A 21,163-nucleotide genomic window follows, 5' to 3' on the forward strand; every position below is an offset into this window, starting at 1 on the left:
CCCTGTGCCAGCTTCTAAAAGTCTTTTTAAATCAAAGACTTGCGACGTTTTTGGCCTGTAAGTGGTTGTGCGGCGCAGCAAAACCACCTGAAAACGGCCGAATCTGTCGGGATTCAGCGACCCATCCCTCGGTCGGAAACCACATTTCCTTTTAAATCAACGACTTAGTCCTGTCGCTCATCGGCGACATCGTCTGCCGCACCCGCATCGGCCTTGAAATTGCCGGGGGTCAGCGCGTGCTTTTGCAGCAGCCGGTAGAACTCGGTGCGGTTGCGCTGCGCCAGGCGGGCGGCGTCGGCCACGTTGCCGTCCGTCATCTTGAGCAGGTCCACCAGATACTCCCGTTCGAATCGCTGGCGGGCCTCTGCGAAGCTGAGCACCTGGGCCGAGGGCGTGCGCAGGGCGCGCTGTACGAGGCCCAGCGACACCAGGGGCGTGGTGGACAGGGCGCAGACCTGTTCCACCACGTTGAAGAGCTGTCGCACGTTGCCGGGCCAGGCGGCCGTGGTCAGCGCCTTCAAGGCCTCCGGCGAGAAGCCGGACAGGCGCTTGTCGTACTTGCGGGCCAGGTTGTCCAGGAAGTGGTTGGCCAGCAGCGCGATGTCCTCGCGCCGGTCGCCCAGCGTGGGCAGGGTCAGCGTGACGACGTTCAGGCGGTAGTAGAGGTCTTCCCGGAACTGGGCGGCGGCCATGGCCGTCTCCAGGTCCCGGTGGGTGGCCGAGATGATGCGCACGTTCACCGGCGTCGCCTGGCTCGCGCCCACCGGGCGCACGGCACGCTCCTGCAGCACGCGCAGCAGCTTGACCTGCAGGGCAGGCGGCATATCCCCGATTTCGTCGAGCAGCAGCGTGCCGCCATCCGCCGCCTGGAACAGGCCCTTGTGGTTGGTCACCGCGTCGGTGAACGCACCCTTCATGTGGCCAAACAGCTCGGATTCGAGCAGCGCCTCGGGAATGGCGCCGCAGTTGACCGCCACGAAGGGCCGGTTGGCGCGCGGACTGGCGCGGTGGATGGCGCGTGCCAGCAGTTCCTTGCCGGTGCCGCTGTCGCCCAGCAGCAGCACGCTGGCATCGGACTGAGCCACCATGTGGGCTTCGGCCAGCAGGTCCGCCATGCGGTTGGAGCGGCTGATGATCTCGGCGCGCCAGGCGTCGTCGGCGCGGGTGGCCTGCGCCGTGGGCGTGCTGAACGCCAGGGCCTGGGCGATCTTGTCCAGCAGGTCCTTGGCGTCGTAGGGCTTGGTGAGGTAGGTGAAGACGCCGCGTGCCGTGGCCTCCACCGCATCGGGGATCGTGCCGTGCGCGGTCAGCAGGATGACCGGCAGCGAGGGGTGGCGCGAGCGCACCTCGTCGAACAGCGCCAGGCCGTCGCGCCCCGGCAGCCGGACGTCGCTCAGCACGAGCTGGGGACGGTCGATGTCCAGCTGCGCGAGCGCGGCCTCGGCGGACGTCACCGCCGTGACCTCGTATCCCGCGCCCTGCAGGCGCAGGGACAGCAGCCGCAGCATGTCGGCGTCGTCGTCCACCACAAGGATGCGTTGGCGGTGTCCGGAGGGAGCTTTCATGGTGGCGATCGGTTGGCGGTCAGCGTTGGGGTTCTGCGGCGGGAGGGGGCTGCGCGCCCTTGGCGGGGTCGTTGACGCCGCCGGGCCGCGCGTTCAGGCTGCGCTCGATGGCGCGCATGGCCTCCAGCCGATCGTTCAGCTGGTCGATCCGCCGCTGGGCATCGCGCAGTTGCTGGTTCTGCCGGTCCAGCTGGTCTTCCAGCCGGCGCTGCTGCAGCAGCCGTCCTTCCAGCAGGCGGGCCAGCGGGTGCAAGGCCGGTGCGGGCGCCGTGGTATCGGCCATCACGCGCTGCACCAACCCGAGGGCCCGGGCCGTGTCAGGCGGCTGGCGCGTGTGCATGAGCACGATGGCCAGCTGCAGCGGCTTTTCGGGCGACTGCTGCTGCGCATTGGACAACTGCGTGATCTCGGCGGCAAGCTCCGCCGTGCCCATGCTGCGCACCTTGTCCGCGTACTGCAGCATCTGCCGCGGAACGGAAGGGCGCTGGCTGCCGTTGTCCTTGCTGGCGGGTTCGGACACCGGTGCGGGGGGCTCGTCGGGCTCTTCCTTCGGCGGCGGGGCGGTGGGTGCAGGCACTTCCACGGGCGGGGGCGGAGGCGGCGGCGCCGGCGGTGGATTGGCGCAGCCCGTGCTCAGCAGGGCCACCGCCAGCAGCAGGCCGGCCGGCCCGGCGCTGCGCGCACCGAAGACCACTCGCGGAACGGAGTGCGACGGGAAATCAGGAGACATGGGGCAATTCAATGCGGAAGGGGGTGCGTTCGCCGTCTTCCACAAGGGTGACGTGGCCGCCGTGGGCGCTCACGTATTCCTGGACGATGGACAGGCCGATGCCCGTGCCGCGTGCGGCGTCCTCGGGTTGGCGCACACCCCGATAAAACGGTTCGAAGATGCGGGAGCGGTCATTCTCATGCACTCCGGGGCCGTCATCCGCGAAATCGATGCGAATCCGGTCGGGAAAACGTGACAAGGTGATCCGAATCGTTCCGCCGCGCGGCGAAAACCGGATGGCGTTCGACAGCAGGTTGCTGACCGCCGGGGCGATCTTCTCCGCGTCGATCTGCAGCGCCACCGGCGCGCCCTCCACCACCACGTCGAGCTTCTTGGCCTGCCAGTGCAGGCGCTGGGCCTCCACCTGGCTTTCGATGAGCGCGAGCAGGTCGGTCTCCGCGCGGCGCAACTGGCGCGCTTCGAACGCCGCCGCGTTGAAGCGCAGCAGCGCCTCGATCTCGCCCTGCAGCACCAGGGTGTTCTGGTGCAGGATGTCCACCACCTCGCGCTGGCCTTCGGTCAGCTCGCCCGTCACGCCGTCCTGCAGCAGCGCCACGCCTTCGCGCATTGAGGCCAGCGGCGTCTTGAGTTCATGGGAGACGTGACGCAGGAAGCGGGCCTTGTCGGCATCCAGCTCCAGCAGCCGCATGCGCAGCCATTCCAGTTGCTGGCCCACGCGGCGGATGTCCACCGGGCCGGAGAGGTCCACCGCCTGCGACAGGTCGTTCTCGCCCAGCAGGCGGATGGCGTGCTCCATGCGCTTGAACGGCCGGGCCAGCCAGATGCCGAAGGCCAGCGCCAGGGCGAGCGCCAGCACGATCACGCCCACCACCTGGTGCGTCACCTCGCGCCGGCTGGCCTCGATCTTTTCCAGCAGTTCGGTGCTGCGCTGCGCATTCATGTCCTGCACGGTCTGGGCGATGGTGCCGTTGAGCGCGTCCAGTTCGAGGAACAACGCCGCCACCACCCGCTCGTTTTCCAGCGACAGCGCCGCGGGGCCGTCCAGCAGCGACGTGACCTCGCCCAGGTGCTTGCGCCACTGGTTGGGCAGGTCCGGCGGCAGGCCCTTGGCCTCCAGCCGCTGCAGGATGTCGCGGGCCTCGCGCGAGACCTCGTCGAACCGCCGCCGCAGCGACTTGTCAGCCAGCACCAGGGACTGGCGCGCCGCGCGCTCCAGTGTCTGGCTGCGCCCGTTCAGGCTCTGCGCCGAAGCGTTGAGCTGGATCGCCTCGGCCGCGCCGTTGCGGCTCTGGCCCATCAGCTGCTCCAGCGTGAAGATCGCCCGCAGCGAACTGGCGCCCAGCAGCCCGGCGATCAGCAGGAAAGCCAGCAGCATCATCTGCTGGAACGACAGGCCACCGAGCGCAGCCACCCCTTGCTGCCGGCGCAGGAAGCGCATCGCGAATGCCATGCCCATGCGGCTCAGTGCGCCAGCGCCGGTTCGCGCACCACCACCTCGCCGCGCAGGGTGTAGGCCTTGGCCTCGGTGATGGCCACATCCACCATCTGCCCGACCAGCCGGGGCTGGCCGACGAAGTTGACGACGCGGTTGCATTCGGTGCGGCCCATCAGCTCGCTGGCGTCGCGCTTGGAGGCGCCTTCGACCAGGATGCGCTGCACCGTGCCCACGCGGCTTTCGCTGATCGACTTGATGTTGCCGTTGATCACGGCCTGCAGTTCCTGCAGGCGGCGCAGCTTCACCTCGTGCGGCGTGTCGTCGTGCAGGCTGGCGGCCGGCGTGCCCGGGCGCGGGCTGAAGATGAAGCTGAAGCTGTTGTCGAAGTGCACGTCGTCGATGAGCTTCATCATCTTGCGGAAGTCCTCCTCGGTCTCGCCTGGGAATCCCACGATGAAGTCGCTGCTCATGGCCAGGTCCGGCCGGATCGCGCGCAGCTTGCGCACGGTGCTCTTGTATTCCATGGCGGTGTAGCCCCGCTTCATGGCCATGAGGATGCGGTCGGCGCCGTGCTGGACCGGCAGGTGCAGGTGGCTGGCCAGCTTGGGGATGCGCGCATAGGCCTCGATCAGGCGCGGCGTGAATTCGTTGGGGTGGCTGGTGGTGTAGCGGATGCGTTCGATGCCTGGAATGTCGGCCACATATTCCAGCAGCAGCGCGAAGTCGGCGATTTCCGCCGTGTCGCCCATCTTGCCCAGGTAGGCGTTCACGTTCTGGCCCAGCAGCGTGATCTCTTTCACGCCCTGGTCGGCGAGCCCCGCGACCTCGACCAGCACGTCGTCGAACGGCCGGCTCACCTCCTCGCCGCGGGTGTAGGGCACCACGCAGTAGCTGCAGTATTTGCTGCAACCTTCCATGATGGAGACGAAGGCGCTGGCGCCTTCCACGCGCGCGGGGGGCAGGTGGTCGAACTTCTCGATCTCGGGAAAGCTGATGTCCACCTGCGGGCGGCGCTGCACCTCGCGCTGGGCCAGCAGCTCGGGCAGGCGGTGCAGCGTCTGCGGTCCGAACACCACGTCCACGTAGGGCGCGCGCTTGATGATCTCGGCGCCTTCCTGGCTGGCCACGCAGCCGCCCACACCGATCTTCACGCCCCGCTCTTTCAGGTGCTTGATGCGCCCGAGGTCGCTGAAGACCTTCTCCTGCGCCTTTTCGCGCACCGAGCAGGTGTTGAAGAGGATCAGGTCCGCCTCGTCCACGTTCTGCGTGGGCTCGTAGCCCTGGGCGGCATGCAGCACGTCGGCCATCTTGTCCGAGTCGTACTCGTTCATCTGGCAGCCGAAGGTTTTGATGAAGACTTTTTTGCTCATGGGGAATCTCTGGTGTCGGTAGCGCTGCCCGCGGCCAATGGCGGGCGGGGCCGGTCGTGCGGCTGGAAAGGGATGGCGCACCCAGCGGCCGCAGCGCTGGCGGCCCCCGGGCCTGCCTATCGCTTGGGAATCTCGGATTCGAAGATGAAATTGCGGTCCGTCGACGTCGCACCCTTGCGCGGCTGGGCCGCTTCATCCTTGCTGAGGATCCAGGCGGTCAGCAGCATGCCGGTGCTGGCCTCGACGACATAGTTCACCGTGAACTTCTGCCCGATCACCGAGTGGGCCATGACCAGCGTGTTCTGTGGGCTGAGCAGGCGCATGCCGGGGGCCATGCGGATGGCCTTGCCATCCAGTTGCGCATCGACGGTGCTGTTGATGGCCAGCGTACCGCGCAGGGCATTTTCAGGAAAGGTGCGCACGCCGCCCAGGGGGGCGACCACCTGGGCCGCGGCGGGCAGGACCGCGCCGCAGAGCAGGGCGCTGGCCAGCAAGGGCGCGAAGAGAAAGGAAAACGGGACAGTGGGGCAGCGGTTCATGGTTTACATCCAGGGGCTGGGCGCGCGATTTTACGTGCAGGCCCGAGGCGATCGCCGGCCGCGTTGGAGAGAGCGACAAGAAAAGTCTTGAACGCCAAAAAAGTCGCGCTATAATTGAGGGCTTAGGCGCTTTAGCTCAGTCGGTTAGAGCGATGGAATCATAATCCACAGGTCCGCGGTTCGAATCCGTGAAGCGCCACCAAACAAAAAAGGGGCTGCGTGCAAACGCAGCCCCTTTTGCTTTTTCTGCCCGCTGGCGGGCAAGGGATGGTGGGGATTCATGCTTCCCTTGTGCCCAATGGCCCGGGAGCCCGGCGGCCACGAAAGCCGCCGTCCAGTCACCCCATGGCGGCGGGTGCTACCGCCTCTGCCGGCCGTTGCACCGCCGCGCCATCGAACCGTTCCCGCGCACTGCGGATGTTCCGATGGTTCATTTCCGCCCACTGCAGCAACTGCGACAACGGCGCCAGCACCGACTGCCCCAAAGCCGACAGCCGGTACTCCACGCTGGGCGGCTTGGTCGGAAAGACGTGCCGGGTCAGCAGGCCGTCGCGCTCCAGGGACCGCAGGGTCTGGGCCAGCATGCGCTTGGAGATGTCGGGCACGGCCCGTTGCAGTGCGCCGAAGCGCAAGGGGGCCGGGGCGAGCGTCAGCAGGATCAGCGTGGTCCATTTGTCGCCGATGTGGTCCAGCACGTCGCGCACCGGGCACTGGCCGAGGTCCAGCCCGTCGGGCCGCTCGCGCATCCAGGCCTGGGTGGCGGCCAGGGCTTCGAGCGCCTCGGGGGCGGCCGGGGCAGGGGGGTGAGCGTCAGGTAACCAGGGCATGAAAAGTTGCCTTCTTGTGGAAGTTGGGGCGGTTCCTAATATAGACCTCCTCTCCAATCCATACCCAAAGGATCTTTGCATGTCCACTTCTTCCCCCCGCCTGCTCGTCACCGGCGCCAATGGCCAGCTCGGCCGCCTCGTCATCCAGCAGCTTCTCACGCGGGTGCCGGCCTCGCAGATCGTGGCCTCGGTGCGCAACGTGGAGAAAAGCGCGTCCGTGCTGCCCGCAGGCATCGAGCTGCGCCAAGCGGACTACGGCGATGCGGCCTCATGGGATGCCGCGCTGCAGGGCATCGACCGCGTGCTGCTCATCTCTTCCAGCGAGGTCGGCAGCCGGGTCGCGCAGCATGGCAACGTGATACGCGCGGCGGCGCGGGCCGGGGTGCAACTGATCGCCTACACCAGCCTGCTGCATGCGGACGAGTCCCCCTTGGGCTTGGCCCTGGAGCATCTGGCGACTGAAGGGCTGCTCAAGGAATCGGGTGTGCCCTTCGTGCTGCTACGCAACGGTTGGTACACCGAGAACAACCTGATGGGGATCGGCGATGCGCTGGGCCGCGGCGTGCTGGTGGGGGCTTCGGGCGAGGGGCGCTTTGCCTCCGCATCGCGGGCGGACTACGCCGCCGCCGCGGCAGCCGTGCTGGCCGCTGCGGACGGCACGGCCGGCAAGGTGTATGAACTGGCGGGCGACGGGGCCTACACGCGGGCCGAACTGGCCCAGGAAGTGGCGCGGCAGGCCGGCAAGCCGCTGGCCTACCAAGACATGCCCGAGGCGGCGTACCGCGATCTGCTGGTGAGCGTCGGCCTGCCCGCGCCGGTGGCCGAGATGCTGGCGGACAGCGACGCGGGTGCCGCGCGGGGTGGCTTGTTCGACGGCGGGCGGCAACTCAGCGCCTTGATCGGCCGGCCGACGACGCCCCTGGCCGCATCCGTCGCCGAGGCCTTGAAAGCCTGACGACCCCAAAACCCTTTCGACCGCAAGGCCGAAGGTGTGCGTCAAGCCCCCGCTTGCGCCCCTTCGGCATTTGCATATGTGGTCAAAGTATTTGTAATTCGCATGCAAGGGCCTCATGATTTCACAAAACGCATGAAATCAAGCCCATGGAATTGCGCCAGCTCGAAGCCTTCGCCGCGGTGATGTCCACCGGCAGCGTGACCGCGGCCGCGCGCCTGCTGGACCGCTCGCAGCCCTCCGTCAGCCGCTCGCTGCAGGAACTGGAGGCAGAGATCGGCTATGCGCTCTTCGCCCGCGGCGGCCCGCGCGTCACGCCGACCGAGCAGGGCTTTTTGCTGTACGAGGACGTGGAGCGCGCACTCGGCGGCCTGCGGCAGATCCGCGATCGCGCCGCCGAGATCGCGCGCGGCGAGGCCCGGCCCCTGCGCCTGGCCGCCACCTCGGCGCTGGCCGTGGGCCTGCTGCCCCAGGCGCTGCGGCTGGCCGAGCCGCACACCGGCAGCGCCGCCATCCAGTTGCGCAGCACCTCGCCCGAAGAGGTGGTGCATGCCGTGCTCACGGGCGCGGTGCAATTGGGGGCCACCAGCCTGCCGCTGGAGCACCGTGGGCTGCAGGTGCACTGGATCGCCCAGACCGCCTGCATGGCCGTGCTGCCGCAGGATGACCCGCTCGCCGCCCGGGCCGTGGTGCCGCTGGCGGCGCTGGCCGAACGCCGACTCATTACCTTGAGCAATCCGTTTCGCCTGCGCGGGCGCATCGACCGGGCGCTGGCCCAGGTCGGCCAGCCGGGACTGGCGCGCCGCGATGCGATCGAGACCAATTCGTCCGTCAACGCCCAGGCCGCCGTGCGCGCCGGGCTGGGCGTGGCCGTGCTGGAGCCGCTGACCGCGCTGGGCCTGCCCTGCGACGGCGTGGCCGTGCGGCCGCTGGACACCGACATTCCTTTTTTCTTCGGGGTCATCACGCCCCAGGCGCAGCCCGTCACGCCGCAGGTGCAGGCCGTGGCGGATGCACTGCTGCAGGCGGCCCGGCCGCTGCCGGGCTTCGTGCAACACGCCCCGCAAGCGCATGCCGCGCTGCTGCAGGCGCTCTACGGCGGCGATGCCGGCCCCACTGCTTTCGAGGTTTCCGAATGACGATTGCCACCCCCACCGATTCCACCCTTGCGCCCGCGCCCGCCGGGCTCGCCGCCCTGGAGGCGCGCCTGCGCCAGGACCTGCAATGGCTGGGCCTGCCCGCGCGGCGCTGGGTGCCGCCCCGGCTGACCGAGGCGGGCGAGCCGGTGCTGGACGTGGCCATCGTCGGCGGCGGCATGGCCGGGCTGGCGCTGGGCGCCTCGCTGGCGCACATGGGTGTGCAGGCACCGCTGTTCGATCGTGCGCCCGAGGGCTTCGAGGGCCCCTGGGCGACCACCGCGCGCATGGAGACCCTGCGCTCGCCCAAGGAGCTGACCGGGCCCGCACTGGGCCTGCCGGCGCTCACCTTCCGCGCTTGGTTCGAATCGCAGTTCGGCCTGCCGGCCTGGGCGGCGCTCGACAAGATCCCGCGCCTGCAGTGGATGGATTACCTGCGCTGGTACCGCCGCGTGCTGGGCCTGGACGTGCGCAACCGCCAGCGCGTGCTGGCCGTGCATCCGCGCGCCGACGGCCTGGTGCGGATCGACCTGGCCGACGATGCCAACGGCGGCGCGCCCCACCACGTGCTGGCCCGCCATGCGGTGCTGGCCACGGGCCGCGACGGCCTGGGCGGCCCCTGGGTGCCCGACTGGGCGCGGGCGCTGCCGGCGGGCCGCTGGGCGCACTCGGCCGATGTGTGGGACGGCGCCGCGCTGCGCGGCCTGCGCGTGGCGGTGGTGGGCGGCGGGGCCTCGGCCATGGATTCGGCCGCCACGGCGCTGGAGGCCGGCGCCGCGCGTGTGGACCTGCTGGTGCGCCGCGCCGAGCTGCCCCGCGTGAACAAGGGCAAGGGCGCGGGCAACCCAGGCATGGCCCATGGCTTCTGGGCCCTGCCGGACGAATGGAAGTGGCGCTTTCGCCATTACCTGAACGTGCAGCAGGTGCCGCCGCCGCACGGCAGCACGCTGCGCGTATCGCGCCACGCCAACGCGCACTTCCACCTGGGGGCTGGCGTGCACGGCGCGTCCGTGCGGCCCGATGGCGCGCTGCGCCTGGAGACCGCCAAGGGCCCGCTGGCCGCCGACTTCGTGATTTTCTGCACCGGCTTTCGTACCGACTGGGCGCTGCGCCCGGAGTTCGCCGCGTTCGCGCCGGCCGTGCGCCTGTGGCAGGACCGCTTCGCGCCGCCGGCCGGCGAGGACGATGCCGAGCTGGCCGCCTCGCCCGACCTGGGGCCGCTGTTCGAGTTCCAGGAGAAGGCGCCCGGCGCCTGCCCAGGCCTGGACCGCGTGCACTGCTTCAACTACGGCGGCGCGCTGTCGCAGGGCGCGGGCGCGGGCGACATCCCGCAGATCAGCGATGGCGCCCAGCGCCTGGCGCGGGGCCTGGCCGCCCGCCTGCTGGCCGACGACGCCGCGCTGCACTACGCGGCCATGCAGCGCTACGAAGAGCCCGAGCTGGACGGCGACGAATGGACGCCGGCGGCCTTCCCGGCCTATGGGCCCGAGGGCGCCGCGCCGGCCGCCAGCGCCCCGGCCCTCCCCGAAAGCGCCCCGGAGGTCACGCGATGATTGCTATGAAAATAATAGCTATATGCCCTAGTGGATATTGCACTGGAGGCCTTTTTGCCTTGAAGCGCTCGCGGCCGCCCGCGGCCCCGCGGCCATGACCGGCTGGCTGCTGCGCCGCCTGGGCCAGGCGCTGCTGGTGGTGCTGGCCATGACGGTGATCGTCTTCGTGGGCCTGCACGCCATCGGCAACCCGGTGGACATCCTGATCGGCGACGACATGAACCAGCAGGAGCGCCTGGCCGCCATCGCGCGGCTGGGGCTCGACCAGCCGCTGTGGCGCCAGTACCTGGCCTTCATCGACGGCGCGCTGCACGGCAGCCTGGGCAAGAGCTTCGTGTACCAGGAAGACGCCGTGCGCCTGATCCTGCAGCGCCTGCCCGCCACGCTGGAGCTGGCCCTGGCCGCGCTGGTGCTGGCGGTGGTGCTGGGCGTGCCGCTGGGGCTTTATGCCGGCATGCGGCCGGACAGCGCGGTGTCCAAGGCGCTCATGGCGGTCAGCATCGCGGGCTTTTCGCTGCCGGCGTTCTGGGTGGCGCTGATGCTCATCATGGTGTTCAGCGTGCAGCTGGGGTGGATGCCCGCCAGCGGCCGCGGCGCCACGCGCGAGCTGTTCGGCGTGCCGTGGTCGTTCCTCACGCTCGATGGCCTGCAGCACCTGGCGCTGCCGGCGTTCAACCTGGCGCTGTTCAAGATCTCGCTGGTGCTGCGGCTCACGCGGGCCGGCGTGCGCGAGGTGCTGCCGCAGGACTTCGTGAAGTTCGCGCGCGCCAAGGGCCTGTCGCCCGCGCGGGTGATGTGCATGCACGTGCTGCGCAACACGCTGATCCCGCTGGTCACGGTGCTGGGCCTGGAGCTGGGCTCGACCATCGCCTATGCGGTGGTGACGGAGAGCATCTTCGCGTGGCCCGGTGCGGGCAAGCTGATCCTGGACAGCATCAACAGCCTGGACCGCCCCGTGGTGGTGGCCTACCTGATGGTGGTGGTCGTGATCTTCGTCACGCTCAACCTGGTGGTGGACGTGCTCTACCGCCTGCTGGACCCGCGCGCCCGGGTGGAGGGCGCGGCATGACGCAGCCTGTGGTTTCGCCCGACGCTCCCGTGGCGCGGGGCTTCGACGACCGGTCGATCTGGTACCGCGTGGCGGCGGACTTTCTGCGCTCGCGCACCGCGGCCGCCGCGCTGGCCGTGCTGGCGCTGGTGGTGATCGCGGCGCTGGCCGCGCCCTGGATCACGCCGCAGAACCCCTACGACCTGATGCAGCTCGATGTGCTGGACGCGCGCCTGAAGCCCGGCGCGGCCAACGCCGAGGGCACGTTCACCTACTGGCTGGGCACGGACGGGCAGGGGCGCGACCTGTACTCGGCCATCGTGTACGGCCTGCGCATCAGCCTGCTGGTGGGCGTGGGCTCGGCCGTGGTGGCGGCGGTGATCGGCACGCTGGTGGGGCTGCTCGCGGCCTACGCGGGCGGCAAGGTCGATGCGCTGCTGATGCGCGTGGTGGACCTGCTGCTGTCGTTTCCGACCATCCTCATGGCGCTGATGATCCTGGCCTACGTGGGCAAGGGCGTGGGCAACGTGGTGCTCACGCTGGTGCTGCTGGAGTGGGCCTACTACGCCCGCACGGCGCGCGGCCAGGCGCTGGTGGAGGCGCGCCGCGAATACGTGGAGGCCGCGCGCGGCCAGGGCATTCCCGGCTGGCGCATCGTCACCGGGCACATCCTGCCCAACTGCCTGCCGCCGCTCTTGGTGATCGGCGCGCTGCAGGTGGCGCGCGCCATCACGCTGGAGGCCACGCTGTCGTTCCTGGGCCTGGGCGTGCCGATCACCGAGCCCTCGCTGGGCCTCCTGATCTCCAACGGCTACCAGTACTTGCTGTCCAACGAATACTGGATCAGCTTCTTTCCCGGCCTGGCGCTGCTGTTCACCATCGTCGCGATCAACCTCGTGGGCGACCAGTTGCGCGACGTGCTCAACCCGAGGCTGCAGAAATGATGGGCACCGCATCGTCTTCCCCGATCCCGGCGTCCGCCGCAGCCGTGCCCGCCGGCGTTCCCACGCTGGAGGTGCGCGATCTGCGCACGCGCTTTCACACCCGCGCCGGCGTGCTTCCGGTGGTGGACGGCGTGTCGTTCACGCTCGGGCGCGGCAAGGTGCTGGGGCTGGTGGGCGAGTCGGGCTCGGGCAAATCCGTCACCGGCTTTTCGATCATGGGGCTGGTCGATCCGCCCGGCCGCGTGGAGGGCGGGCAAGTGCTGTTCCAGGGCCGCGACCTCACCACGCTGCCGGCTGCCGAGCGGCGCGCGCTGCAGGGCAACCGCATCGCCATGATCTTCCAGGACCCGATGGCCACGCTCAACCCGGTGCTGCGCGTGGACACGCAGATGATCGAGGCCGTCAAGGCGCACCGCCGCGCCACCACCGCCGAGGCCCGCGCCCTGTCGCGCGACACGCTGGCGCTGATGGGCATTCCCAGCCCCGACGACCGGCTGCGCGCCTACCCGCACCAGCTGTCGGGCGGCATGCGCCAGCGCGTGGCGATCGCCATCGCGTTGCTGCACGGGCCCGACCTCGTCATCGCCGACGAGCCGACCACGGCGCTGGACGTGACCATCCAGGCGCAGATCCTGTCCGAGGTGCAAAAGCTGGTGCGCGAGCGCGGCACCTCGCTGATCTGGATCAGCCACGACCTGTCGGTGGTGGCCGGCCTGGCCGACGAGATCGCCGTGATGTATGCCGGGCGCATCGTGGAGCACGGCACGGTGGACGACGTGCTCGACCACCCGCAGCACCCCTACACCCAGGGCCTGATCGGCAGCCTGCCCAGCGCCAACCGGCGCGGCGAGCGGCTGCGGCAGATTCCCGGCATGGCGCCGTCGCTGCTGCACATGCCGCCGGGCTGCGCCTTCGCGCCGCGCTGCCCACGCGCCAGCGCCGCCTGCGGCGTATCACCGGCCATCACGCACCCGCGCGCCCAGGCCCCGGCGCACGCGGTGCGGTGCTTCCATCCCGGTGCTTCGGAGGGCGCGGCATGAGCGAGGTTCGCGACGTTCTTTCGCCGCCAGGCCCTGGCGGCGCCAACCCGGCCACGGCCGCCGCCCCGCCGCTGGTGGAGCTGCGCGGCGTGGCCAAGCGCTTCGGCCAGCAGCCGCCGCCGGGCCCCGTGGGCCGGGCGCTGCGGCGCCTGGACCTTTCCAAAGCGCCGGTCGTCACCCACGCGGTCGACGGCGTGGACCTGGCGGTGCACGCGGGCGAGGTCGTGGGCCTGGTGGGCGAGTCGGGCTGCGGCAAGTCCACGCTGGGCCGCATCGCCGCCGGGCTGCTGCCGGCCACCGAGGGCGAGGTGCGGGTGGACGGGCGCCCGCTCGAAGCATTGAACGGCCGCGACCGGCTGGCCGCGCGGCTGCGCACGCAGATGGTGTTCCAAGACCCGTTCGCCAGCCTGAACCCGCGCCTGCGTGTCTCGCGCATCGTGGGCGAGGCGGCGCTGCTGCACGGCCTGACCGATGCCGCCGGGCTCGATGACTACGTGAGCGCCCAGTTGCGCCGCGCGGGGCTGGACCCGGCGCTGCGCCACCGCTACCCGCACCAATTCAGCGGCGGCCAGCGCCAGCGCATCGGCATCGCCCGCGCGCTGGCGGTGCAGCCGGGCCTGCTGGTGTGCGACGAGGCCGTGGCGGCGCTGGACGTGTCGATCCAGGCGCAGATCCTCAACCTGTTCATGGACCTGCGCGACCAGCTGGGCCTGACCTACCTGTTCATCAGCCACGACCTGGGCGTGGTGGAACACGTGTGCGACCGCGTGGTGGTGATGTACCTGGGCCGCGTGGTCGAGAGCGCGCCCGTCGAGGAACTCTTCGCCCGGCCCAACCACCCCTACACGCAGGCGCTGCTGGCCGAGATCCCGAGCGTGGCCGCGCGGCGCACGCGCTTTTCGTCCATCCGCGGCGAGATCCCCAGCCCCATTTCGCCGCCCTCTGGCTGCCATTTCCATCCCCGGTGCCCGCACGCCATGCCGCGCTGCGCCACCGAGGTGCCGCGGCTGCGCGGCATCGCCGTGCGGCACGAGAGCGCCTGCCACCTCAACGACGGCTGAGCGCTCACCGTCCAACGCCCGTTGCCCCCGCCGTATCCCGTTCGTTTTTTCCTGAAAGGCCCGCCATGACTTCCTTCCGCCTCGCCACCCTGGCCGCCGCCGCGCTGCTCGCCGCTACCGGTGCCACCGGCGCGCTCGCGCAGAACGGCAACACGCTGTCCATCGGCTTCGCCGACCCGGTGTCGTCGGTCGATCCGCAGCTCAACAACCACGCGGGCGACCGCTCGCTGGCGCTGCATTTCTGGGACTCGCTGGTCAACTCGCGCGACGGCGGCAAGCTGGAGCCGGGCCTGGCCGCCAGCTGGAAGACGCTGGACGACAAGACCTGGGAGTTCAAGCTGCGCACCGACGTGAAGTGGCAGGACGGCACGCCCTTCACCGCCGACGACATCGTGTTCTCGTTCCAGCGCGCGCGCAACGTGCCCGGCAGCGTGGCGTCCTATGCGGGCGCGCTGCGCACGGTCGAATCGACCACGGCCAAGGACGCGCACACCGTCATCGTCAAGACCAACACGCCCAACCCCATGCTGCCGCTGGAGATCGCCTCGATCTACATCGTGAGCAAGCACGTGGGCGAAAAATCCAAGACCGAGGACTACAACGCCGGCCGCGCCGTCGTGGGCACGGGGCCGTACAAATTCATCTCCTACGTGCCGGGCGACCGCACGGTGTTCGAGCGCAGCGCGAGCTACTACGGCACCAAGCCGCTGTGGGAGAAGGTGAACTACCGCTACATCAACAACGGCGCGGCACGCACCGCCGCGCTGCTGGCGGGCGATGTGGACGTGATCGACAAGGTCGCCGTGACCGACGTGGAGAAGCTGCGCAAGACGCCCAGCGTGAGCGTGTACACCTACCCCGGCCTGCGCGCGCTGCTGCTGCAGCCCAGCTTCAAGGCCGGCGCCAACGAGTTCGTCACCGACAACGCGGGCAAGCCGCTCGCGCAGAATCCGTTGCGGGACGTGCGCGTGCGCCAGGCGCTGTCGCTGGCCATCAACCGCAAGGCCATCGTGGACCGCGTGCTGCAGGGCACGGTGACCGAAGCCAACCAGTGGATGCCCAAGGGCAGCTTCGGCTACAACCCCGAGGTCAAGGACATTCCCTACAACGTGGAGCAGGCCAAAAAGCTGCTGGCCGAGGCCGGCTTTCCGCAGGGCTTCCAGATCACCATCCACGTGCCCGGCGACCGCTACCCGCAGGCCCCCGAAACCGTGCAGGCCGTGGCCCAGTTCTGGAGCCGCGCGGGCGTGAAGACCAAGGTGGAGGTGCTGCCCTGGGCCTCGTACGCCAGCCGTGCCAACAAGAACGACTTCGCCGTCAGCGTGATCGCCTGGGGCAACGGCACGGGCGAGGCCGGCTACGGCCTGCTGCAGTCGCTCGCCACCACCGACGCCCAGCGCGGCCGGGGCGCCAACAACTGGGGCCGCTACAGCAACGAAGCGGTGGACAAGGCGCTCGACGCCGCCACGGTGGAGTTCGACGCGCGCCGCCGCGAGGCCGTGTTCCGCCATGCCGCCAAGCTGGTCACCGACGACGTGGGCCAGATCCCGCTGTTCCACTACCAGAACATCTGGGCGGCCAAGAAGGGGCTGAAGGTCGAGCCGATCCTGAGCGACCGCACCACCGCCCTGCAAGTCACCCGCGTGGGCAAGTAAGGCGTGGCCGCGCTCACCATCACCCCCGCCGACGCGCTGATCGACGTGCCGCGCCACATCGTGGCCAGCGGACTCGTGCCGGGCGAGACCGTCACGCTGCGCAGCCACACCCTGCGCGGCCCGGGCGTCGCCTGGCGCGCCGAGGCCGTCTTCGAGGCCGATGCCCAGGGCAGGGTGGACCTGTCGCGCGACGCGCCGCGGTCGGGCAGCTACGCCGGCGTGTCGCCCATGGGCCTGGTGTGGTCGCAGGTGCCCGACGGCGGGCAGGCGCCGCGCGCGCTGTTCGCCAGCACCCCGGCCGCGCCGCTGGCCACCGAGGTCACCCTGGAGCGTGGCGCGCCGGGCGGGGCGCCGCTCCCGGGCCGCTTCGTGCAGCACCTGGTCGGCCCCGGCGTGGTGCGGCGCGACGTGCGCGACGAGGGCCTGTCGGGCACGCTGTTCCTGCCGCCGGGCCCGGGACCGCACCCGGCGGTGCTGGTGCTCAACGGCTCGGGCGGGGGCATCAACGAGCCGCGCGCCGCGCTGTACGCCTCGCACGGCTACGCGGCGCTGGCGCTGGGCTACTTCCAGTCGCCGGGGCGGCCCGACCACATCTCGGACACGCACCTCGAATACTTCGAGACCGCGCTCGCCTGGCTGCACCGCACGGTGCGCCCGCGCGGCGGCTTCGTCGCGCTGAGTGGGCAGTCGCGCGGCGGCGAGCTGGTGCTGCTGCTGGGCACGCTGTTCCCTGAGCAGGTCTCGGCCGTCATCGGCTACGTGCCGGGCGCGGTGGTGCACAGCGCGCAGAACGCTTGCAACCCCGCCAACGGCCCCGACAGCCGCAACGGCCCGGCGTGGATCTTCCGCGGCCAGCCGCTGCCGCACCTGTGGGAGAACAACCGCACGGCCACCTGGGCGCCGTGGGACGAGGGACCCGAGCCGCGCCGCCATGCCAACGCGCTGCTCACCGCGCTGCAGGACGAGGAGGCCGTGGAGCGCGCCCGCATCCGCGTGGAGCGCATCCGCGGCCCGGTGCTGCTGCTGACCGCCGAGGACGACGGCTCCTGGCCCTCGTCGCGCTACGGCCGCATGGTCGTGGAGCGGCTGAAGGCCCATGCGCACCCGCACCCGGTGGCCCAGTACGACTACGCGGGCGCGGGGCATTCGATTTTGTTTCCCTACCTGCCCACCACGCAGACCGTGTACGCCCACCCGGTCTCGGGCCGGCTCAGCACCGGCGGCGGCGCGCCCGCGCCCAACGCCTGGGCCGACGAACACTCGTGGCGGCAGGTGCTATCGTTTTTGAAGCAAGCTGCCCTAGAAGAATCTGTGCTGCAGCCCTAAAACACTGATATTCCTGGCGGCCGACGGGCCGCCCCACCGGAGCCGACCATGACCGATGCATCCCTTTCCCCCGACCTGGTGGACACCCTGGTGCCGCTGACCGCAGGCGACCCCGTGCACGCCGTGCGCCACCAGCGCGACAAGGTGGTCGCCGCCACCCAGGGCAGCTACGACAGCCTGTTCGATCCCGCGCTGGAGGGCCTCTCCCTGGCCGAGCGCCTGCTGGCGGCGCGGGCCATCGCCACCCAGGCCGGCAGCGCACCGGTGGCGGCGCACTACACGGCGCGGCTGCAGGGCCTGGCCGACCTCACTCCCGCGCAGCGCGCGGCCCTGGACCCGGGCGATTCGCCAGTGCAGGACCCGCGCCTGCAGGCCATCCTGCGCTTTGCCGACCTGCTGGCCGCGCGGCCGGTGGAGGGCGACCGCGAGGCGCTGCTGCAGCTGCCCGCCGCCGGCCTGTCCACGCCCGCCGTGGTGGCGCTGGCGCAGCTCATCGCCTTCGTGGCCTACCAGGTGCGCGTGGTGGCGGGGCTGCAGGCCCTGGCGGCGCTCGGCACGCCGGCGGCTTCGCCCGCCGCCGCTGCTGGCGAGCCGGCCCCGGCCGCCGCGCCGTTCGTGCACCCGGCCAATCTCCCGAAGCCCGGCGAGCCCGTGCGCGTGAACGGCTACACCAGCGAGACGCTGGAGTGGAAAGCCTGGCTGCCCGTGCTGGACCTGGCGCAGGCCTCGCCCGCGCAACTGGCGGTGCTCGAGGCCAGCCACCCCAAGGCCAAGACCAGCGACTACTACCGCGTGCTGGTGCACCAGCCGCGCATCCTGGAGGAGCGGTCGATCGTGTTCAACGCGATCATGTACGCGCCCGGCGGCCTGTCGCGCGCCGAGCGCGAACTCGCCAGTGCCGTGGTCTCGCGCGTGAACGGCTGCGTGTACTGCGCCTCGGTGCATGCGCAGCGGTTCGAGCAGCTGGCCAAGCGCAACGACGTGATCGTGCAGGTGTTCACCGAGCCGCAGGGCGCGGGCACCACCGCGCGCGAGCAGGCCATCGTGCAGGCCAGCATCGACCTCACGCGCGCGCCCGGCGCGTTCGGTGCGGACCAGGTGCGGCCGCTGCGCGCGGCCGGCCTGTCGGACCTGGAAATCCTCGACGCCGTGCACGCCGTGGCGATCTTCGCCTGGGCCAACCGGCTGATGCTCAACCTGGGCGAACCGGTGTTCCCCGGCTGAAAAACGCAGGGCAGGGAATGCCCGCCCGCCATCAGATCGCGCAGCCGTCCGGGCCACAGGCCAGGGCACTGCCGGCCGGCGCGATGGCGGCCCGCCCGGCCTCCAAGTGCTGGCGCAGCACGGTCTTCCAGGCCTCGGGCTGGCCGAGCCAGGGGCCGATGTCCAGCGTCTGCAGCGGCGCGCCGGGCTGCTCCAGCGCCAGGGTGGGAAAACCCTGGCCGCCCGCGCGGGCCAGCCACTGGCGGCTTTCCGCGAAGTGTGCCTGCGTGGGTGCGCCTTGCCACTGCGCGAAGGCGGCGCGGAACGCCTCGGCGTCCAGGCCCAGTTCGGCCGCCAGATCCTGCAGCACCGCGGTGTCCGCCACGCGGCGGCCTTGCACATAGTGCGCCTGCTGGATGCGGTGCGCCATGTCCAGCCCGCGCTGGCCCAGGGCCTGGGCGGCCAGGATGGCGGTGGTCGGTGGTTCCGAATCCATCACCGCCGTCGGGTCGCGCAGCAGGCCTTCGAAGTACGCCTCGCCGAAGGGCTGGCCGGTGAGCTGGGCGATGCGCCGGTCGTGCGGCACCACGTGGTCGCGCCACCGGGGTGTGATGGCGATGCGGTTGGGGCCGGCCAGCATGCCGCCGTCGTGCAGCGCGATCGCCAGGCCCGGCACCTGCCGCGCGGCTTGCACCAGCGGCGCGGCGGCGTAGCACCAGCCGCACAGCGGGTCGAAGACGTAGTGCAGCACCGCAGACGGTGCGGCGGCGTTCACTGCGGCCATTTCATTTCGCCCTTGATGACCTTGGCGCCCAGCTCCAGCGACGACGATTCGCCCAGCTGCGGATAGCGCTTCTTCATGGCGGCGACCAGCGCGGCCGAGTCCTTGGCGCGGGCGGCTTCTTCCTCGAAGGCCTTCACGTAGCCGCGGGTGAATGCCACCGAGGCCGTGCTGCGCGGCTCCCGGCCGCTGGCGTCCGGCACGAAGTGGCCCGGTACCACGACCTCCGGCTGCAGCGCGTCGATCTGGTCGAGCGTGGCGAGCCAGTCGCGGCGCGATTCGGGCGTCTGCGTGTCGGCCATCCAGACGTGGATGTTGGCGGCCACCGGCACGCCGCCCACCACGGCCTTCAGCGAAGGAATCCACACCACCGTGCGGCCGGGCGTCGGGCCGTTCAGGCCGACCACCTGGATGGCCTGGCCTTCCAGCGTGATGGTGTCGCCCTGCAGCGGCTCGGGCACCACCAGGGCTTGGGGCGCGTTGCCCTTGAGGATGGGGCCCCAGTGGGCGAGCTTGCCATCCTTGGAGGCCTGGATGCCGGCCACCGTCTGCGGCGTGGCGACGATGCGGGCCGCGGGGAAGGCGGCTTGGATGACGTCCAGGCCGAAGTAGAAATCGGGGTCCTTGTGGCTGATGTACACCGTGGTCAGCTTCTTGCCGCTGGCGCGGATTTTCTCCACCAGCGCCTGGGCGTCGTCGCGCTGGAATTGCGCGTCGATCAGCACGGCTTCGGTCTCGCCCGTGATCAGCTCCGACGACACGGGGAACAGGCTCTTGGTGCCGGGGTTGTACACCTGCAGCTGCAGCGGGCCGGCGGCCAGCGCCACGGCGGCGAAGCCGAGGCTGGCGGCGCCGGCGATCAGGGTGCGAAGGAATCGGGGGGTGCGGGACATGGCGGGCTCCTGGTCAGCGAGGGTTTGGATAAAGGAAATAAGGAATGGGCTGGATCGTAGGTTGCCTGGATCGGCCGAAAAACCCCCTACCATGCAAAGCTTTGTTGCATCGATCGATCGAATATGGACCGCCTCACCGCCGCCGACGTCTTCGTGCGCATCGCCGAGCGCGGCAGCATGACCGCCGCCGCCGAATCGCTGGACATGTCGCGCGCCATGGTCACGCGCTACCTCGCGCAGATGGAGGCCTGGGCCGGCGCCCGCCTCCTGCACCGCACCACGCGCCGCCTGGGCCTCACGGCGGCCGGCGAGCAGGCCCTGGCGCGCTGCCGGCGCATGCTGGAGCTGGCCGCCGAGATGGCGGTGCCGGTGGGCGAGGGGGCCGAGGTGCCGCGCGGCCTGCTGCGCATCGCCAGTTCGCAGTCGCTCGCGCAGGAGGTGCTGTCGCCCGCGGTGGCCGAGTTCCTGCGCCGCCATCCGCTGGTGGCCATCGACCTGCACATCGATTCCCGGCCGGTCAACCTCGTGCAGGAGCGCATCGACCTGGCGGTGCGCATCAGCAACGACCTGGACCCCAACCTCATCGCCCGCACGCTGGGCGAATGCGCATCGGTGGTGTGCGCCGCGCCCGCCTACCTGGCCGCCCACGGCACGCCGCGCCGCGCGCAGGACCTGGCGACGCACAACTGCCTCACGTATTCGTACTTCGGGCGCAGCCTGTGGGAGTTCACGCACCGGGGCGAGCGCATCGCGGTGCCGGTGGGCGGCAACCTGAGCGCCAACGAATCGCAGGTGCTGCTGGCCGCCGCGCTGCACGGCGCGGGCGTGACGCTGCAGCCGGTCTACGCCGCCGCGCCGCTGATCGCGCAGGGGCGGCTCACGGCGCTGCTGCCGGCCCATGCGCCGCGCACGCTGGGAGTGCACGGCGTGTACGCCTCCCGCCGGCAGGTGCCGCCGGCGTTGCGCGCGCTGCTGGACTTCCTGGTGGAGCGCTTCGCCGATCCGGCGCACTGGCAGGCCGGGCTGCCGGTGCCGGCCGCCAAGGCGCCGGCGCGGGCGAAAAAAAGCCGCTGAAGGCAGCGGCGGGGGGCGGTGCCTCAGCCCC

18 protein-coding genes, 1 tRNA gene and 1 pseudogene are annotated in these 21,163 nt (G+C 70.7%); 12 read left to right on the top strand and 8 right to left on the bottom strand.

Annotated features, from left to right (window positions below; genetic code table 11):
- Window positions 1-164: 164 nt before the first annotated feature.
- From R1Z03_RS00745 to R1Z03_RS00765, 5 genes are all read right to left on the bottom strand, one after another.
- The gene (locus tag R1Z03_RS00745; RefSeq protein ID WP_317356125.1) at window positions 165-1,565 is read right to left on the bottom strand and encodes a sigma 54-interacting transcriptional regulator; all 1,401 of its coding nucleotides are present in this window, start codon (window positions 1,563-1,565) and stop codon (window positions 165-167) included.
- 19 nt (window positions 1,566-1,584) lie between these two features.
- Window positions 1,585-2,295: a hypothetical protein gene (locus tag R1Z03_RS00750; RefSeq protein ID WP_317356126.1), complete on the bottom strand. Its 711-nt coding sequence runs from the start codon at window positions 2,293-2,295 to the stop codon at window positions 1,585-1,587.
- A complete protein-coding gene (locus tag R1Z03_RS00755; protein WP_284429596.1) occupies window positions 2,285-3,745 on the bottom strand; it encodes a HAMP domain-containing sensor histidine kinase in 1,461 nt (486 codons plus the stop codon). Before R1Z03_RS00755 ends, R1Z03_RS00750 begins: the two co-directional genes overlap by 11 nt.
- 11 nt (window positions 3,746-3,756) lie before the next feature.
- Complete coding sequence (miaB, locus tag R1Z03_RS00760; RefSeq protein ID WP_284429441.1) at window positions 3,757-5,100, bottom strand: tRNA (N6-isopentenyl adenosine(37)-C2)-methylthiotransferase MiaB; 1,344 nt, start codon at window positions 5,098-5,100, stop codon at window positions 3,757-3,759.
- Between the two features lie 116 nt (window positions 5,101-5,216).
- Complete coding sequence (locus R1Z03_RS00765; RefSeq protein ID WP_317356127.1) at window positions 5,217-5,639, bottom strand: hypothetical protein; 423 nt, start codon at window positions 5,637-5,639, stop codon at window positions 5,217-5,219.
- 125 nt (window positions 5,640-5,764) lie between these two features.
- On the opposite strand from R1Z03_RS00765, the gene R1Z03_RS00770 reads away from it, so the two are divergent.
- A tRNA-Met gene (locus R1Z03_RS00770) sits at window positions 5,765-5,841 on the top strand.
- A gap of 136 nt (window positions 5,842-5,977) precedes the next feature.
- Here R1Z03_RS00770 and R1Z03_RS00775 read toward each other — a convergent pair.
- Window positions 5,978-6,466 carry a helix-turn-helix domain-containing protein gene (locus R1Z03_RS00775; protein WP_317356128.1) on the bottom strand — a complete coding sequence of 163 codons (489 nt, stop codon included), beginning with the start codon at window positions 6,464-6,466 and terminating at the stop codon, window positions 5,978-5,980.
- A gap of 79 nt (window positions 6,467-6,545) precedes the next feature.
- On the opposite strand from R1Z03_RS00775, the gene R1Z03_RS00780 reads away from it, so the two are divergent.
- The 10 genes from R1Z03_RS00780 (at window position 6,546) to R1Z03_RS00825 (ending at window position 18,405) form a co-directional block, all read left to right on the top strand.
- Window positions 6,546-7,421 carry an SDR family oxidoreductase gene (locus R1Z03_RS00780; protein WP_317356129.1) on the top strand — a complete coding sequence of 292 codons (876 nt, stop codon included), beginning with the start codon at window positions 6,546-6,548 and terminating at the stop codon, window positions 7,419-7,421.
- Window positions 7,422-7,567: 146 nt separating this feature from the next.
- Entirely contained in the window at window positions 7,568-8,557 is a 990-nt protein-coding gene (locus R1Z03_RS00785; RefSeq protein ID WP_317356130.1) for a LysR substrate-binding domain-containing protein, read from the top strand.
- Window positions 8,554-10,107, top strand: coding sequence for an NAD(P)/FAD-dependent oxidoreductase (locus tag R1Z03_RS00790; protein ID WP_317356131.1), 1,554 nt, complete (start codon window positions 8,554-8,556; stop codon window positions 10,105-10,107). Before R1Z03_RS00785 ends, R1Z03_RS00790 begins: the two co-directional genes overlap by 4 nt.
- A gap of 94 nt (window positions 10,108-10,201) precedes the next feature.
- A complete protein-coding gene (locus R1Z03_RS00795) occupies window positions 10,202-11,176 on the top strand; it encodes an ABC transporter permease (RefSeq protein WP_284426666.1) in 975 nt (324 codons plus the stop codon).
- Window positions 11,173-12,099 carry an ABC transporter permease gene (locus R1Z03_RS00800; protein ID WP_272567310.1) on the top strand — a complete coding sequence of 309 codons (927 nt, stop codon included), beginning with the start codon at window positions 11,173-11,175 and terminating at the stop codon, window positions 12,097-12,099. The genes R1Z03_RS00795 and R1Z03_RS00800 overlap by 4 nt, the downstream gene beginning before the upstream one ends.
- Window positions 12,096-13,139: an ABC transporter ATP-binding protein gene (locus R1Z03_RS00805; RefSeq protein WP_317356132.1), complete on the top strand. Its 1,044-nt coding sequence runs from the start codon at window positions 12,096-12,098 to the stop codon at window positions 13,137-13,139. Before R1Z03_RS00800 ends, R1Z03_RS00805 begins: the two co-directional genes overlap by 4 nt.
- A complete protein-coding gene (locus R1Z03_RS00810) occupies window positions 13,136-14,200 on the top strand; it encodes an ABC transporter ATP-binding protein (RefSeq protein WP_317356133.1) in 1,065 nt (354 codons plus the stop codon). Before R1Z03_RS00805 ends, R1Z03_RS00810 begins: the two co-directional genes overlap by 4 nt.
- Window positions 14,201-14,265: 65 nt before the next feature.
- Window positions 14,266-15,855 (top strand): ABC transporter substrate-binding protein, encoded by a 1,590-nt coding sequence (locus tag R1Z03_RS00815; protein WP_317356134.1) that lies wholly within the window; start codon window positions 14,266-14,268, stop codon window positions 15,853-15,855.
- A 3-nt stretch (window positions 15,856-15,858) separates the two neighbouring features.
- Entirely contained in the window at window positions 15,859-17,181 is a 1,323-nt protein-coding gene (locus tag R1Z03_RS00820) for an acyl-CoA thioesterase/bile acid-CoA:amino acid N-acyltransferase family protein (RefSeq protein WP_317356135.1), read from the top strand.
- A gap of 48 nt (window positions 17,182-17,229) precedes the next feature.
- Complete coding sequence (locus tag R1Z03_RS00825) at window positions 17,230-18,405, top strand: peroxidase-related enzyme (protein ID WP_317356136.1); 1,176 nt, start codon at window positions 17,230-17,232, stop codon at window positions 18,403-18,405.
- 31 nt (window positions 18,406-18,436) lie between these two features.
- On the opposite strand, the gene R1Z03_RS00830 is transcribed toward R1Z03_RS00825, so the two are convergent.
- Entirely contained in the window at window positions 18,437-19,168 is a 732-nt protein-coding gene (locus tag R1Z03_RS00830; protein ID WP_317356137.1) for a DsbA family protein, read from the bottom strand.
- Window positions 19,162-20,058 (bottom strand): annotated as a pseudogene (locus R1Z03_RS00835) (MBL fold metallo-hydrolase); the annotation flags it as partial. The pseudogene R1Z03_RS00835 and the gene R1Z03_RS00830, both read right to left, overlap by 7 nt.
- Window positions 20,059-20,181: 123 nt before the next feature.
- On the opposite strand from R1Z03_RS00835, the gene R1Z03_RS00840 reads away from it, so the two are divergent.
- Window positions 20,182-21,132, top strand: a complete 951-nt coding sequence (locus R1Z03_RS00840) for a LysR family transcriptional regulator (protein ID WP_317356138.1) — start codon at window positions 20,182-20,184, stop codon at window positions 21,130-21,132.
- The last annotated feature ends 31 nt before the right edge of the window (window positions 21,133-21,163 follow it).

Source organism: Acidovorax sp. BLS4 (assembly GCF_032929295.1).
In the GTDB taxonomy this organism is placed as follows: domain Bacteria; phylum Pseudomonadota; class Gammaproteobacteria; order Burkholderiales; family Burkholderiaceae_C; genus Paracidovorax.

Bases quoted from the DNA above. Each gene is read 5' to 3' on its own strand.
- R1Z03_RS00755 (WP_284429596.1), bottom strand. From the start codon at position 3,745: ATGGCATTCGCGATGCGCTTCCTGCGCCGGCAGCAAGGGGTGGCTGCG.
- R1Z03_RS00775 (WP_317356128.1), bottom strand. From the start codon at position 6,466: ATGCCCTGGTTACCTGACGCTCACCCCCCTGCCCCGGCCGCCCCCGAG.
- R1Z03_RS00785 (WP_317356130.1), top strand. From the start codon at position 7,568: ATGGAATTGCGCCAGCTCGAAGCCTTCGCCGCGGTGATGTCCACCGGC.
- R1Z03_RS00795 (WP_284426666.1), top strand. From the start codon at position 10,202: ATGACCGGCTGGCTGCTGCGCCGCCTGGGCCAGGCGCTGCTGGTGGTG.
- R1Z03_RS00805 (WP_317356132.1), top strand. From the start codon at position 12,096: ATGATGGGCACCGCATCGTCTTCCCCGATCCCGGCGTCCGCCGCAGCC.
- R1Z03_RS00750 (WP_317356126.1), bottom strand. From the start codon at position 2,295: ATGTCTCCTGATTTCCCGTCGCACTCCGTTCCGCGAGTGGTCTTCGGT.
- R1Z03_RS00790 (WP_317356131.1), top strand. From the start codon at position 8,554: ATGACGATTGCCACCCCCACCGATTCCACCCTTGCGCCCGCGCCCGCC.
- miaB (WP_284429441.1), bottom strand. From the start codon at position 5,100: ATGAGCAAAAAAGTCTTCATCAAAACCTTCGGCTGCCAGATGAACGAG.
- R1Z03_RS00745 (WP_317356125.1), bottom strand. From the start codon at position 1,565: ATGAAAGCTCCCTCCGGACACCGCCAACGCATCCTTGTGGTGGACGAC.
- R1Z03_RS00840 (WP_317356138.1), top strand. From the start codon at position 20,182: ATGGACCGCCTCACCGCCGCCGACGTCTTCGTGCGCATCGCCGAGCGC.
- R1Z03_RS00825 (WP_317356136.1), top strand. From the start codon at position 17,230: ATGACCGATGCATCCCTTTCCCCCGACCTGGTGGACACCCTGGTGCCG.
- R1Z03_RS00800 (WP_272567310.1), top strand. From the start codon at position 11,173: ATGACGCAGCCTGTGGTTTCGCCCGACGCTCCCGTGGCGCGGGGCTTC.
- R1Z03_RS00815 (WP_317356134.1), top strand. From the start codon at position 14,266: ATGACTTCCTTCCGCCTCGCCACCCTGGCCGCCGCCGCGCTGCTCGCC.
- R1Z03_RS00810 (WP_317356133.1), top strand. From the start codon at position 13,136: ATGAGCGAGGTTCGCGACGTTCTTTCGCCGCCAGGCCCTGGCGGCGCC.
- R1Z03_RS00765 (WP_317356127.1), bottom strand. From the start codon at position 5,639: ATGAACCGCTGCCCCACTGTCCCGTTTTCCTTTCTCTTCGCGCCCTTG.
- R1Z03_RS00830 (WP_317356137.1), bottom strand. From the start codon at position 19,168: ATGGCCGCAGTGAACGCCGCCGCACCGTCTGCGGTGCTGCACTACGTC.
- R1Z03_RS00780 (WP_317356129.1), top strand. From the start codon at position 6,546: ATGTCCACTTCTTCCCCCCGCCTGCTCGTCACCGGCGCCAATGGCCAG.